Source organism: Hydrogenophaga soli (assembly GCF_054777695.1).
This window is the reverse complement of sequence record NZ_BAAHAK010000003.1, coordinates 181,298-194,679: the sequence shown is the minus strand read 5'-3', so window position 1 is coordinate 194,679 and position 13,382 is coordinate 181,298. Positions and strand designations below refer to the sequence as shown.

Annotated in this window: 12 protein-coding genes; 7 read left to right on the top strand and 5 right to left on the bottom strand. The window is 63.4% G+C overall.

Annotated elements, in window-relative coordinates; genetic code table 11:
- Window positions 1-74: 74 nt before the first annotated feature.
- The 5 genes from ACYVB7_RS06765 to ACYVB7_RS06745 all read left to right on the top strand — a co-directional run bounded on the left by ACYVB7_RS06765 (window position 75) and on the right by ACYVB7_RS06745 (window position 5,514).
- Complete coding sequence (locus ACYVB7_RS06765; RefSeq protein ID WP_460505938.1) at window positions 75-1,361, top strand: NAD(P)/FAD-dependent oxidoreductase; 1,287 nt, start codon at window positions 75-77, stop codon at window positions 1,359-1,361.
- Window positions 1,362-1,447: 86 nt separating this feature from the next.
- Window positions 1,448-2,308 carry a phosphatidylserine decarboxylase gene (gene asd, locus ACYVB7_RS06760; RefSeq protein ID WP_460505937.1) on the top strand — a complete coding sequence of 287 codons (861 nt, stop codon included), beginning with the start codon at window positions 1,448-1,450 and terminating at the stop codon, window positions 2,306-2,308.
- A 97-nt stretch (window positions 2,309-2,405) separates the two neighbouring features.
- Window positions 2,406-2,840, top strand: a complete 435-nt coding sequence (locus ACYVB7_RS06755) for a hypothetical protein (protein ID WP_460505936.1) — start codon at window positions 2,406-2,408, stop codon at window positions 2,838-2,840.
- 9 nt (window positions 2,841-2,849) lie between these two features.
- Window positions 2,850-4,274 carry a bifunctional enoyl-CoA hydratase/phosphate acetyltransferase gene (locus tag ACYVB7_RS06750; protein WP_460505935.1) on the top strand — a complete coding sequence of 475 codons (1,425 nt, stop codon included), beginning with the start codon at window positions 2,850-2,852 and terminating at the stop codon, window positions 4,272-4,274.
- 37 nt (window positions 4,275-4,311) lie between these two features.
- Window positions 4,312-5,514 (top strand): acetate/propionate family kinase, encoded by a 1,203-nt coding sequence (locus ACYVB7_RS06745; RefSeq protein WP_460505933.1) that lies wholly within the window; start codon window positions 4,312-4,314, stop codon window positions 5,512-5,514.
- On the opposite strand, the gene ACYVB7_RS06740 is transcribed toward ACYVB7_RS06745, so the two are convergent.
- From ACYVB7_RS06740 to ACYVB7_RS06720, 5 genes are all read right to left on the bottom strand, one after another.
- Window positions 5,486-6,673 carry a GGDEF domain-containing protein gene (locus tag ACYVB7_RS06740; RefSeq protein ID WP_460505932.1) on the bottom strand — a complete coding sequence of 396 codons (1,188 nt, stop codon included), beginning with the start codon at window positions 6,671-6,673 and terminating at the stop codon, window positions 5,486-5,488. The genes ACYVB7_RS06745 and ACYVB7_RS06740 overlap by 29 nt on opposite strands.
- Window positions 6,674-6,682: 9 nt before the next feature.
- The gene (locus ACYVB7_RS06735) at window positions 6,683-8,209 is read right to left on the bottom strand and encodes an AMP nucleosidase (protein ID WP_460505931.1); all 1,527 of its coding nucleotides are present in this window, start codon (window positions 8,207-8,209) and stop codon (window positions 6,683-6,685) included.
- On the bottom strand, window positions 8,206-9,609 hold the full coding sequence (gorA, locus tag ACYVB7_RS06730) for an NAD(P)/FAD-dependent oxidoreductase (RefSeq protein ID WP_460505930.1): 1,404 nt from the start codon (window positions 9,607-9,609) through the stop codon (window positions 8,206-8,208). The genes ACYVB7_RS06735 and gorA overlap by 4 nt, the downstream gene beginning before the upstream one ends.
- 27 nt (window positions 9,610-9,636) lie before the next feature.
- Window positions 9,637-10,227 (bottom strand): hemerythrin domain-containing protein, encoded by a 591-nt coding sequence (locus ACYVB7_RS06725; RefSeq protein ID WP_460505929.1) that lies wholly within the window; start codon window positions 10,225-10,227, stop codon window positions 9,637-9,639.
- 94 nt (window positions 10,228-10,321) lie between these two features.
- The gene (locus ACYVB7_RS06720) at window positions 10,322-11,179 is read right to left on the bottom strand and encodes a 3-hydroxybutyryl-CoA dehydrogenase (protein ID WP_460505927.1); all 858 of its coding nucleotides are present in this window, start codon (window positions 11,177-11,179) and stop codon (window positions 10,322-10,324) included.
- 161 nt (window positions 11,180-11,340) lie between these two features.
- Between ACYVB7_RS06720 and petA the strand changes: the two genes are divergently transcribed.
- Window positions 11,341-11,937 carry a ubiquinol-cytochrome c reductase iron-sulfur subunit gene (gene petA / locus ACYVB7_RS06715; RefSeq protein ID WP_460505925.1) on the top strand — a complete coding sequence of 199 codons (597 nt, stop codon included), beginning with the start codon at window positions 11,341-11,343 and terminating at the stop codon, window positions 11,935-11,937.
- A gap of 38 nt (window positions 11,938-11,975) precedes the next feature.
- Entirely contained in the window at window positions 11,976-13,382 is a 1,407-nt protein-coding gene (locus ACYVB7_RS06710) for a cytochrome b (protein ID WP_460506264.1), read from the top strand.

Genomic DNA, 13,382 nt, shown 5'->3' with positions numbered 1-13,382 from the left:
TTGATGGATGTCACGCAAGATACCCCGGGGAGTGATCAAGATGACTCTCTCTGCAGGCACAACCGGAGACAAGCATGGCACACATCGTGATTTTGGGGGCAGGCATTGGCGGCATGCCCATGGCTTACGAAATGAAAGCCCTGGCCCGGCCGGGCGACACCGTGACGGTGATCAGCGAGGCCCCCAAATTCCACTTTGTGCCTTCCAACCCCTGGGTGGCGGTGGACTGGCGCAACCGCAGCGACATCGAGGTGGACATTGCCCCCGCACTCAAGCGCAAGGGCATCGAGTCCATCATCCAGCGCGCCCAGCGGGTGCACCCCGACAGCAACGAGGTGGAGTTGGCCGACGGCACCCGTGTGGCCTACGACTTTCTGGTGATCGCGACCGGCCCCAAGCTGGCGTTTGACGAGGTGGAAGGGCTGGGGCCGCACGGCGGGCACACCCAGTCCATCTGCCATGTGTCGCACGCCGAAACCACACAAGCGGCCTGGGAGCAGTTCGTGAAGGCGCCCGGCCCCATCGTCGTGGGGGCGGTGCAGGGGGCGTCGTGTTTCGGCCCGGCCTACGAGTTCGCCATGATCATGGACACCGACCTGCGCCGACGGAAAATCCGCGACCAGGTGCCCATGACCTACGTCACCCCCGAACCGTACATCGGCCACCTGGGCCTGGGGGGCGTGGGCGACTCCAAGGGCATGTTGGAGTCGGCCCTGCGCCAGCGCCACATCAAGTGGATCTGCAACGCCAAGACCACCAAGGTGGAGGTCGGCCAGATGTTTGTGACCGAGCACAACGACCAGGGTCAGCCCATCAAGGAGCATGTGCTGCCGTTCAAGCACAGCATGATGCTGCCGGCCTTCAAGGGCGTGGATGCGGTGTTTGGGATCGAGGGGCTGACCAACCCGCGGGGGTTCATCACCATCGACGCGCACCAGCGCAACGCCAAGTACCGCAACATCTTCAGCGTGGGGGTGTGCGTGGCCATCCCGCCGGTGGAGGCCACGCCCATCCCCTGCGGCACGCCCAAGACGGGTTACATGATCGAATCCATGGTCACCGCCACCGCCCACAACATCCGCGAACTGCTGGACGGCAAGGAGCCCACCCACCATGCCACCTGGAACACGGTGTGCCTGGCCGACTTTGGCGACACCGGCGCGGCCTTTGTGGCACTGCCTCAAATTCCGCCACGCAACGTGAGCTGGTTCAGCGAGGGCAAGTGGGTTCACCTGGCCAAGGTGGCGTTTGAGAAGTACTTCATGCACAAGATGGAGAAGGGCACGTCCGAGCCCTTCTACGAAAAGGCGGTCATGGACATGATGGGCATCACCAAGCTCAAAGACAAGCTCATGCGTTGAATTCATCAAAACCCTTGACAGACACCGCCTAGAATGCCGCGCAGGCCGGTCCAGGGGGACGGGGGCCTGCGTGTCTGGAGTACAACGTGTCTGATTTCTGGGCGGTTGCCCCGCAATACCTGTTGCCCAAGCAGGCGCTGACCCGCTTGGCCGGGGCTTTGGCCCGTGCCCAGGGGGGGAGGCTGACCACTTGGGCCATTCAGCGCTTCATCGCCCGCTACCGGGTGGACATGACCGAGGCGCAAGACCCTCAGGCGTCGGCCTACGGGTCGTTCAACGAGTTTTTTTGCCGTCCCCTCAAGGCTGGGGCCCGTCCGTTGGCCCGGGCCGACTGGGTGTGTCCGGTCGACGGCGCCATCAGCCAGGCGGGGCCGATTGATGGCGACCAGATCTTCCAGGCCAAAGGCCACAACTACAGCACCGCGGCGCTGCTGGGGGGCGACCCGGTGTTGGCCCGCCACTTCGAGGGCGGGCAATTTGCCACCATCTACCTCAGTCCGCGCGACTACCACCGCATCCACATGCCGTGTGACGGAGAGTTGACCCGCATGACCTACGTGCCGGGTGAGCTGTTTTCGGTCAACCCCGCCACGGCGCGCAACGTGCCGGGGCTGTTTGCCCGCAACGAACGGGTGGTGACGGTGTTTGAAACCACCCAGGGTCCCATGGCCTTGGTGCTGGTGGGGGCCACCATCGTCGGCAGCATGGCCACGGTGTGGCATGGCACGGTCAATCCGCCGCGCTACGGCTACGTCAAGCACTGGCACTACGCACCGGGCGAGGTGGTGCTGCGCCAGGGGGCGGAAATGGGGCGTTTCATGCTGGGCTCGACCGTGGTGCTGTTGTGGCCCAAGGCGGCGGGGTTGCAGTTCCCGCCAGACTGGCAGCCGGAGCGTCCGGTGCGCTTGGGCGAGGTGATGGGCCTGCGGCCCACCCTCAGCCCTTGACCTGCATCAATCGACATGGACGTTCTGACACGGGGGCGTCATTCAGAGCGCATGGGGCTGAACTAAAGTAGGCATTTTTGTGGCCACGGAGCCCGACATGACCGAACCCGACAGTCTTCACCCCCACCAGCCCGCCATTGACGAGCACATGAAGCGTGTGGGGGGCTCGTTCGAAGAACTCAACGCCCGCATCGCCCGCTTGGCCATTGCCCTGGGCGTGTCGCTGGAAACCGACGACGCCGTTCAGCGCGTGCTGGGCATGGCTGGCGTGAGGGCCAATGCAGCCCCACCTGAGGGTGTGGGGGAACGCCGCCGCCAGCGCGTGGCCTTTTCGGGCCAGGATCGCCGCCAGACCCACAAATGGGTGGAGTTGCGTGGCCTGCTCATCCTGCGTTATGGCGTGGAGAAGCAGTACGTGGAGGCCTATGGGCTGGAAGCCACCCGCCACCTGCTGTTTGCGGCCGAAGAACACCTGACCCGCGACGGATTCAAGCCCGGTGCCGATGGCCTGGACCTGCGTCCGCTGGACTGAGGACCGACCATGAACTCCCCTTTCCCGACCGAGTGGCAGGAAAACGTCACCTTTGATGAACTGAGCGTGGGCCAGAGCGCCCGGCTGTTCCGCACCCTCACGCTGGAAGACATCCAGGCGTTTGCCGCGGTGTCCGGGGACACCAACCCGGCCCACGTGGACCCCGAATACGCCAACGACACCCTGCTGCACGGCGTGGTGGGCCATGGCATGTGGAGCGCGGCGCTCATTTCCGCCTTGCTGGGCACCCGTTTTCCGGGGCCGGGCACCATCTATGTGGACCAGGTTCTGCACTTTGTGCGGCCGGTGCGGGTGGGGGACACGCTGTCCGTGGTGGTCACGGTGTTGACCAAACACGCCGAGAACAAACATGTGGACCTGGACTGCCTGGTCACCAACCAGAAAGGGGAGCGTGTGCTGCACGGCACGGCCTGTGTGCTGGCGCCCACCGACAAGGTGCGCCTGCCCAAGCCCAGCACCCCCCAGATTCAGCTGTACGACCCCGAGGCCCGCTACCTGGCCCTGATGGCCAAAGGCGAAGGCTTGGCCCCGGCCCGGTGTGCGGTGGTGCACCCGTGTGACGACGGTTCGCTCGCCGGGGCCATGGACGCGGCCCGCCAGGGCCTGATCGTGCCGGTGTTGATCGGTCCGGTGGCCAAGATCCGCCAGCTGGCCCAGCAAATCGGCGTGGACCTCACCGGGGCCGAGCTGCTGGACGAACCCCACAGCCACGCCGCCGCCGAGCGGGCCGCCTCGATGGCGGCGCAAGGCCAGGTGGAGATGCTGATGAAGGGCAGCCTGCACACCGACGAGCTCATCCACGCCGTACTGATGCAAAAGCCCCTGCGCACGGGGCGGCGCATGTCGCATGTGTTCCGCTTTGACGTGCCGCTGTACGACAAACCCCTGCTCATCACCGATGCCGCGTTGAACATCGAGCCCACCCTGCCCGAGAAGGTGGACATCGTGCAAAACGCCATCGACTTCTGCCAGGTGCTGGGGGTGGCGGTGCCCAAGGTGGCCATCTTGTCGGCGGTGGAGACGGTGAACCCGGCCATCCCGTCCACCTTGGATGCGGCGGCGCTGTGCAAGATGGCCGATCGCGGCCAGATCAAAGGGGGCGTGCTGGACGGTCCGCTGGCGTTTGACAACGCCATTTCGGCCCGCGCGGCCGAGGTCAAGCACATCGCTTCCCCCGTGTCGGGGCAGGCCGACATCCTCATGGTGCCCGACCTGGAGTCGGGCAACATGCTGGCCAAGCAGCTGGAGTACCTGGCCGGGGCTTCGGGGTCGGGGTTGGTGCTGGGCTCCCGGGTGCCCATTGCCCTCACCAGCCGCGCCGATGGCCCCATGAACCGCATGGCCTCGGCCCTGTTGGCGTTGCTGGTGGTGCAGAAAAACCGTGACGCGCAGGCCAAGGTGGCTTCTTGCTAGTATTTTTGTAGCTAATTACGCATTCAGTAAAAGCGCCATGGCCATTTTTTCTGTCAATTCTGGTTCGTCCAGCCTCAAGTTCTCGCTCCATCCGTTGAATGGAGACGACGTGCTGCCCGCGGTGCTGTCAGGCAACATCCAGGGGTTGGAGCCGGGTGGGCAGCCCACCATGGGCTGGACGTTGAAGGGACAGAAGGGCGAGCAGACCCTGCCCCCGGGCGGGGAAGACCCGTTCGAGACCGCCTTGCACAGCCTGGTGCAGTGGCTGGGTCAGCAGCACGGGTTGCCCACGCCGCAGGCGGTGGCCCACCGGGTGGTGCATGGCGGGGGGCGCTTCACGGGCAGCGTGGTGGTCACCCCGGAGGTGCTGGATGCGTTGGCCGCATTCCATTCCCTGGCACCGCTGCATCAGCCGCACAACCTGCAAGGCATTCGCAGTTTCCAGAAGGTGATGCCGCAGTTGCCGCAGATCGCGTGTTTCGACACCGCGTTTCATGCCTCCTTGCCGGAGGTGGCTTGGCGTTTTGCACTGCCGCAGAGCCTGGTGGACCAGGGCGTGCGGCGGTACGGCTTCCACGGGTTGTCGTACCAGTTCATCATGGGTCAGCTGCTGGCGCGCAGTGCCCACGCTCGGGGGCGGGTGCTCATGGCCCACCTGGGCAATGGGGCCAGTTTGTGCGGCACGCTGGACGCCCGCAGTCAGGCCACCACCATGGGCTTCTCGGCCCTGGATGGGCTGATGATGGGCACGCGCTCCGGTTCGCTCGATGCGGGGGTGCTGCTGTACCTGCTGGAGCAGGGCTGGGACCACGACCGACTGGAAAAGCTGCTGTACAAGCAGGGCGGCTTGCTGGGGGTGTCGGGCATTTCGGCAGACATTCGCCGCCTGCGCACCGATGGCAGCCCATCGGCCCGGTTGGCCATTGACCTGTTCACCTACCGGGTGGTGCGCGAGGCTGGGGCTCTCGTCGCGTGTCTGCAAGGGTTGGATGTGCTGGCCTTCAGCGGTGGCATTGGCGAGCACGATGTGCAGCTGCGTCAGGACGTGTGCGCACAACTCGCTTGGATGGGGGTGGTGCTGGACGCCGATGCCAACCGTGCGGCTGTGGGGGACGAGATGCGCCGCATCAGTGCCGAGCGCAGCACCGTGGAAGTGTGGGTGGTGCCCACCGACGAAGGCCGGGTGGCGGCGCAGGAGGCCGCGCAACTGCTCAGTGGATCAGGGCGTCTGGCACCGTGATGTTGATGGCCGGGCTGGCGCACAGCCTGCCTCGCCCATTGGCTTTGGCCTGGTACATCGCACCGTCGGCGTGGATCAGGGCTTTTTTCAGGCCCTCGGGGTCCTGAAGGTCGCAAAAGGCCAGCCCGGAGCTGAAGTTCAGTTCCAGCTGCATGCGGTCGGCGGTCAGGTGCTGAAAGCTGTCGCGCAGCCGTTGGTCCAGCGCCTGGGCATCGGGCGGTGTGATGTTGGGCAGCAGCAGCACGAACTCTTCCCCGCCCATGCGACCGCTGACGTCACTTTGGCGAAGGCATCCGTGGATGGCCCGGCCCAACAGGTGCAGGGCACGGTCACCCAGTTCATGGCCATAGACGTCGTTGACGTGTTTGAAGTGGTCCAGGTCCAGCAGCAAGACCGCCACATTCCATTGGTTTCGGCGGGCGTGGGCCAGGGTCAGCTCGGCGTGTTTCATCCAGCCCCGGCGGTTCAGCAGCCCGGTCAGTGAATCGGTGTAGGCCTGTTCCTCCAGCTTCACCTCCACTTCACGCCGCCAGGCCACCAGCACCGCCATCATGGTCAGCACCAGGCAAACGTTGGCCGCCACTTGTGCGGTCACGTTGGCCGGGTGAGGGGTTGCGAAGGTGGGATAGAGCTCGGTGAACCAGGCCCCCAGGATGCCGCGAATGGCGGTCAGGAGGGTCATGGCTCCGTAACACAGGGCCAGCAACACGCGCCAGCCGTCCTTGGGGCGTGCACGGTGGGTGGGCCACAGGGCACAGGCAGCCAACATGCCAAACTGCAAGGCCAGACACAGGTTGGCCCAGCCCACGCGGAAGGGGTAACTGTCAAAGCTCAAGGCGTAGCCCAGGGGCATGGCCACACTCAACAGCATGAGTGTCCGTTTGAAGGGGCGCGGGCCCAGCCAGCCTTCCAGCGCCCGATGCATCAGTTGGTTGGATGCGGTGGCGCAGACCATGGCCAGGACAGACAAGGGGCGATCCCAGAAATAGCCCGAGGTCACGATGGCGCTCCAACCCAATGCCTGCGCCACCAGACTGGCCCGCGCCGACCGAGCGGCGCGACTGAGCTGTTTGCCCATCACCAGCGACATGGCGGCGGAAATGGCAAACAGGTTCAGGGCCGTCAGGGCCAGGACGGTGCGGACGTCAAACAGCGGCATGCACGCGGCTCACTGGAACGCCACTTCGGCAAAGCTGCGCAACTTGCGGCTGTGCAACTGCTCGGTGCCTTGCTGGCGCAGGCGTTCAATGGTGCGGATGCCGATGCGCAGGTGCTGGTCCACGCGCTCCCGGTAGAAGTGGTTGGCCATGCCGGGCAGTTTGATTTCCCCATGAAGGGGCTTGTCGCTGACGCACAGCAGGGTGCCATAGGGCACGCGGAACCGGAACCCATTGGCCGCGATGGTGGCGCTTTCCATGTCCAGGGCCACGGCGCGGCTTTGCGACAGGCGGCGCTGCGGGGTGGTGGCCGCGTTGCGGGTGGGCAGCAGCTCCCAGTTGCGGTTGTCGGTGCTGGCCACGGTGCCGGTGCGCATCACGGTTTTGAGTTCGTGGGGTGCGAGTCCCGTCACGTCGGCCACGGCGGCTTCCAGGGCCAGTTGGACCTCGGCCAGGGCCGGGATGGGCACCCACAAGGGCACTTCTTCGTCCAGCACATGGTCCTCGCGGACGTAGGCGTGGGCCAGCACGTAGTCGCCCAGTTGCTGCCCGTTGCGCAAGCCGGCGCAGTGGCCCAGCATCAGCCAGGCGTGGGGACGCAGCACGGCAATGTGGTCGGTGATGGTCTTGGCGTTGCTGGGCCCCACGCCGATGTTGACCATGGTGATGCCCGAGCGGTCCTCGCGCAGCAGGTGGTAGGCGGGCATTTGCGGCAGGCGGGGCGGTTCCTGGCCCAGTGCATCCACAGCCTGTGCCGCCAGTCCCACGCGCCGCGTGACCACGTTGCCGGGCTCGACAAAGGCCACGTAGTCGCTGGCCGGGTCTTGCATGGCGGCACGCCCCAGGCGAATGAACTCGTCGATGTAGAACTGGTAGTTGGTGAACAACACAAAGTTCTGGAACCACTCGGGTGCGGTGCCGCTGTAGTGCCTCAGGCGTTGCAGCGAGTAGTCCACCCGTGGCGCGGTGAACAGCGACAAGGGCAGGGCCTCACCGGGTGCGGGTTCATGGGTGCCGTTGGCAATGCCGTCGTCCATCACCGTCAGGTCGGGCAGGTCGAACACATCGCGCATCAGCGCCCGGCGTTCGGCGCTGAGGTGGCCTTCCACGTGGTCGTGGTCTGCAAAAGAAAAATGGATGGGGATGGGCTGTGAGCTGGTGCCCACTTCCAATTCACCCCCATGGTTGTGCAGCAACAGTTCGAACTGGCGCAGGTGGTAGTCGGCAAACAGGTCGGGGCGGGTCAGGGTGGTTTCGTAGCGCCCGGGGCCTGCCACAAAGCCGTAGCTCAGTCGTGTGTGGGGGCCGCCTTCATGGCGTCGGCTGTGCGGGGTGTGCAGTCGCACCAGGGGGTAGTGGGCGCGAACACGCTGGTGTCCCTCCAACTCGCCACGCACATACGCTTGCATGGCTTGGCGCAGGTGATGGATGGCGGACTGGTAGATGGCCTGAACCTGTTGCAGCGCACTGCGGGCATCGGCGTGGCGGGTGGGGGCAATGAACTCGGGCAGCAGCATGACGGTTTGTCCGATGTTCATTGACGCGTGGGCTCGCGCATCGTCACGAATTCTTCTGCCGCGGTGGGGTGGATGCCCACGGTGGCGTCGAAGTCCGCCTTGGTGGCCCCGGCCCGCATGGCCACGGCAAACCCCTGGACGATTTCTCCAGCCTCTGCGCCCACCATGTGCAAACCCACCACACGGTCGGTGGCGGTGTCCACAATGAGCTTCATCAGGGTGCGCTCGCTGCTGCCGCTCAGGGTGTGCTTGAGGGCGCGGAACTCGGAGCGGAACACGGTGATGGCTTCGCACCGTTCTCTGGCCTGTGCTTCGGTTAGCCCCACCGTGCCCACGTTGGGGTGGGTGAACACGGCAGTGGGAACGAGGTCATAGCCCATGCGTCGCGGTGTCTTGCCGGGGGCGGGACCGAACAGGTGGTCCACCACCACCATGGCTTCGCCCAGCGCCACCGGGGTGAGTTGTACCCGTGCGGTGACGTCTCCCACCGCATGGATGTGGGGCACGTTGGTCTGGTACCGGTCGTTGACCAGAATGGCGCCCTGGGCACCTTGGGCCACGCCCACGCGGTCGAGCTGGAGTCCTTGCACCAGGGGCACCCGCCCGGTGGCGTACAGGACCACATCGGCGACAAGGGTGTTGCCGTCTTCCAGCCTCACGTGCAGGCCATCGGGTTGCTTTTCGACGGACAGCACGCCCGCATTGAGCCGCAGGTCCACCCCGGCTTTGAGCATTTCCGCCGCCAGGAAATGGCGGACTTCGTCGTCAAAACCCCGCAGCACCTGATCGCCGCGGTAAAGCTGGGTGACTTGCGATCCCAGTCCGTGGAAGATGGACGCAAATTCACAGGCGATGTAGCCCCCGCCCACCACCACCAGCCGTTCAGGGAACTGCGGGAGGTCGAACATGGCCTCGGAGGTGACGACGTGTTCCCGCCCGACAAAGTGCGGCACATGGGGCGTACCGCCGGTGGCGATCAGGATGTGATGCGCACTCACCTGCTGGTGTCCGGCGGAGCCATCGGCGTTGAGCGTCGCCAAACGCAGGGTGTGGGCATCTTCGAAGCAGGCAAAGGCATTGAACACCGTCACCCCGGAGCCTCTCAGCAGGTTGGCGTAGACGCCATTGAGTCGGTTGATTTCGGTGGCCCTGTGGGCCTTCAGGGTGTCCCAATTCAAGGTGGGCTGCTGCCCTTCCCAGCCGTAGCCATGCGCTTCCTGCGCGGCCTCGGCGTAGTGGGCGGCGTAGCTGTAGAGCTTTTTGGGGATGCAGCCAACGTTGACGCAAGTGCCGCCCAAACCATCGGTGCCCAGCATTTCTGCCATGCCCACGCGGGCACCACGTTGAGCGGCCATGCGTGCAGCCCTGACGCCGCCACTGCCACCTCCGATCACAAACAGGTCGAAGTCAAAAGAAGTCATGGGGGGAGCCTCACAGGTGGGTTGTCATCATCGCAGGATGCCCTTGTCCTTGTGTGCCGCACGGGTGGCGGTGCGTTGGTGCAGGGTCCACCGTCGTGACAGGTCGCGGCTGGCGCCTTGAAGCAGCTGGGCTGACAGGTGTTGGTGCGCCTGAGGATAGGCCACCGTTTCCTCCAACACCATGTGGTCCGCGTACAGGTCGGTGTAGAGGCCAACGGCGTGGGTCAGTTCTTGCTGGTCGAACCAGCGGCTGCCCATGACCGCGGCGTCAATGCAGGGGTCAATGGTTAGCCAGAGTTGTTCCAGCCACTGGTGGTCTTGTTGGAGCTTGCGGGCCACATCGGCGGTGGCGGGGATGGGACTGCTCAGGAGCGAGGGCAACACATGCCGCTCTTCGTCCTGGTGGTGGATTCGCGCGTCGTTCCGGAAAAAGCCGATCAACTCACTCCCCTGGCGCGTTTCGTCGGGGGTGAGTGGCCGGTGTTCCAGTCTTTCCACCAGCAGCGTCAGGCGCAGGAGCTGCAAGTCGATTTGTTGGTGGGTCGAGTCCAGGAACTGGAACATGTCGACCTCGTCGGTGGGCGCTGATGCCCCCACCGTGACACTGAATGCCCTCATGAGCGTCCCTCCCTGTGTGGCATGGCTGTTGCCGCCAGATTATTGCCGGGGGCGCGTTGCGGGTGTTGACTTGCCGCAACCGGAGGTGAACCCCTCAGTAGGTGTAAACCCCCCGTCCGGTCTTGCGCCCCAGATAACCTGCCGCCACCATCTCCTTCAACAAGGGGCAGGGGCGGTATTTCGAGTCGTTGAATTCGCTGAAGTACACGTTCATCACGGCCAGGCACACGTCCAGACCGATCATGTCGGCCAGTGCCAGCGGTCCGATGGGGTGGTTGCAGCCCAACTTCATGCCCGCGTCGATGTCTTCGGGGGATGCAAGGCCTTCTGCCAGGACAAAGAAGGCCTCGTTGATCATCGGCACCAGGATTCGGTTGACCACAAAGCCGGGCGCGTTCTTGACGGTGATGGGGGTTTTGCCCAGTTGTTCTGCCAGTGCCTTGACCGTGTCGTGTGTGGCATCGCTGGTCTGAAGACCTCGGATGATCTCCACCAGGGCCATCATGGGCACGGGGTTGAAAAAGTGCATCCCGATGAAGCGGTCGGCCCTTTGGGTAACCGCCGCCAGCTTGGTGATGGAGATGCTGGAGGTGTTGGTGGCCAGGATGGCGCTGGCATCCAACATTTGATCGAGCTGTTGAAGGATCTTGACCTTCAACGTCTCGTTTTCGGTGGCGGCCTCAATGACCAGTTGAGCACCTTTCAGGTCGTCATACTGGGTGCTGCCCTTGATGCGGGACATGGCGGCCAGCTTGTCGGCTTCGGTCAGTTTTTCCTTCTTGATCAAGCGGTCAAGGCTTGACGAAATGGTGGCCAGACCTTTGGCCACGGCGGCTTCGCTGATGTCCACCATCACCACGCTCAGTCCATGGACGGCGCAGGCTTGCGCAATGCCGTTGCCCATGGTGCCTGCGCCAACAATGCCGACGGTTTGAATGGCCTGATTGCTCATTTGTGTGCTCCTGCAAGGGGGTTGAAGTGACAAATACAGATGGTAGCGGGGCGGCAGTGCCGATCCGATCTCCAGAAATTGGTTCAACCCCACTAGGGTTTACTACAATCCTCAGGTTGACCGTATGGTTTCCCCATTGAACCTAGCCAGGAAAGATCTGCATGAGCGAAGCAAACGTAGACAACAGCCGACGCAATTGGCTGATCACATCGTGTGCCATGGGCGGGGCGGGTGCTGCCGCCGTGGCTGTCCCCTTTGTCAGCTCATTTGCCCCCTCTGAGCGAGCCAAGGCCGCAGGTGCTGCGGTGGAAGTGGACATTTCCGGGGTCAAGCCCGGAGAAAAACTCACAGTGGAGTGGCGCGGAAAACCTGTGTGGGTCATTCGTCGCACCCCGGAGCAACTGGCTTCTCTGGACAAGACGGAATCTCAGCTGGCAGACCCGAACTCCGAGCGCAAGGCCTACCCCATTCCTGAATACGCCAAGAACAAGCACCGCTCGATCAAGCCTGAGGTGTTTGTGGGTGTGGGCATTTGTTCACATTTGGGCTGCTCGCCCTCTGACAAGTTCACGCCAGGTGCCCAACCGTCGTTGCCAGATGACTGGGCGGGAGGCTTCCTCTGCCCTTGTCATGGTTCCACGTTCGACATGGCCGGTCGTGTGTTCAAGAACAAACCCGCTCCGGACAACCTGGAGGTGCCCCCGCACATGTACCTGTCCGACACGGTGTTGCTGATCGGCGAAGACAAGAAGGCCTGAGGCCGCACGCTCCCCACTTGCGATGAAAAACAAGGTCCATCATGGCTGAATTCAAAGAAGTCCCCGCTGACGCGCCCACGGGCGAGAAGGTCAAGGTCTGGTTCGAGAACCGCTTTCCGACCGCTTTTGACGAATACAAAAAGCACCTGTCCGAGTACTACGCGCCCAAGAATTTCAACTTCTGGTATTTCTTCGGCTCTCTGGCTCTGTTGGTGCTGGTGATCCAGATCGTGACCGGGATCTTCCTGGTCATGCACTACAAGCCCGACGCCAATCTGGCGTTTGCTTCGGTTGAGTACATCATGCGTGATGTACCCTGGGGTTGGCTGATCCGCTACATGCATTCCACCGGGGCGTCTGCATTTTTCGTGGTGGTCTACCTGCACATGTACCGCGGTTTGATTTACGGCAGCTACCGCAAGCCGCGTGAGCTGGTCTGGATCTTCGGTTGCGCTATTTTCTTGGTGCTGATGGCCGAAGCGTTCATGGGCTATTTGCTGCCCTGGGGCCAGATGTCGTACTGGGGTGCGCAGGTGATCGTGAACCTGTTTTCTGCCATTCCGTTCATCGGTCCTGATCTGGCGCTGCTGATTCGGGGCGACTTCGTGGTGGGCGATGCCACGTTGAACCGCTTCTTCTCATTCCACGTGATCGCTGTGCCTCTGGTGTTGTTGGGTTTGGTGGTGGCTCACTTGCTGGCCCTGCATGACGTGGGTTCTAACAACCCCGATGGCGTTGAAATCAAAGCGAACAAGGATGCCAATGGCATTCCTTTGGATGGCATCCCTTTCCATCCTTACTACACGGTGCACGACATCGTGGGCGTGTCGTTCTTCCTGATGGTGTTCTCGGCCATCGTCTTCTTCGCGCCTGAGCTGGGGGGGTACTTCCTGGAGTACAACAACTTCATCCCTGCTGATCCGTTGAAGACGCCCCTGCACATCGCACCGGTCTGGTATTTCACGCCTTACTACTCCATGCTGCGTGCCGTGACCGATCAGATGATGTACGTGCTGGTCGCCGTGGTGGCTTTGGCGGCCCTCCTGGCAGCAGCCAAGGCAAAGGTGGCAGCTCCGATCAAGGGCGCTCTTCTGGTGGCTGCCGCGGTGGTGATTGCCCTGATGCTCTCGATTGACGCCAAGTTCTGGGGCGTCGTGGTGATGGGCGGCGCTGTGGTCATCATGTTCTTCCTGCCCTGGCTGGACAACAGTGCAGTCAAATCCATTCGTTACCGTCCGTCTTGGAACAAGTGGCTGTATCTGGTGTTTGTCATCAACTTCTTCATCCTGGGTTATCTGGGGGTCAAACCCCCGAGCCCCGTGGGTGAGTTGGTGTCCCAGGTCGGTACCTTGATTTACTTTGGCTTCTTCCTGCTGATGCCGTGGTGGAGCCGGATTGGTGAATGCAAGCCTGTTCCCACCCGCGTGACCTTTGCCCCTCACTGA

Excerpts from the sequence above, each read along its gene's own strand:
- ACYVB7_RS06765 (WP_460505938.1), top strand. The coding sequence starts at position 75 with ATGGCACACATCGTGATTTTGGGGGCAGGCATTGGCGGCATGCCCATG.
- ACYVB7_RS06755 (WP_460505936.1), top strand. The coding sequence starts at position 2,406 with ATGACCGAACCCGACAGTCTTCACCCCCACCAGCCCGCCATTGACGAG.
- ACYVB7_RS06750 (WP_460505935.1), top strand. The coding sequence starts at position 2,850 with ATGAACTCCCCTTTCCCGACCGAGTGGCAGGAAAACGTCACCTTTGAT.
- ACYVB7_RS06745 (WP_460505933.1), top strand. The coding sequence starts at position 4,312 with ATGGCCATTTTTTCTGTCAATTCTGGTTCGTCCAGCCTCAAGTTCTCG.
- ACYVB7_RS06740 (WP_460505932.1), bottom strand. The coding sequence starts at position 6,673 with ATGCCGCTGTTTGACGTCCGCACCGTCCTGGCCCTGACGGCCCTGAAC.
- ACYVB7_RS06735 (WP_460505931.1), bottom strand. The coding sequence starts at position 8,209 with ATGAACATCGGACAAACCGTCATGCTGCTGCCCGAGTTCATTGCCCCC.
- gorA (WP_460505930.1), bottom strand. The coding sequence starts at position 9,609 with ATGACTTCTTTTGACTTCGACCTGTTTGTGATCGGAGGTGGCAGTGGC.
- ACYVB7_RS06725 (WP_460505929.1), bottom strand. The coding sequence starts at position 10,227 with ATGAGGGCATTCAGTGTCACGGTGGGGGCATCAGCGCCCACCGACGAG.
- ACYVB7_RS06720 (WP_460505927.1), bottom strand. The coding sequence starts at position 11,179 with ATGAGCAATCAGGCCATTCAAACCGTCGGCATTGTTGGCGCAGGCACC.
- petA (WP_460505925.1), top strand. The coding sequence starts at position 11,341 with ATGAGCGAAGCAAACGTAGACAACAGCCGACGCAATTGGCTGATCACA.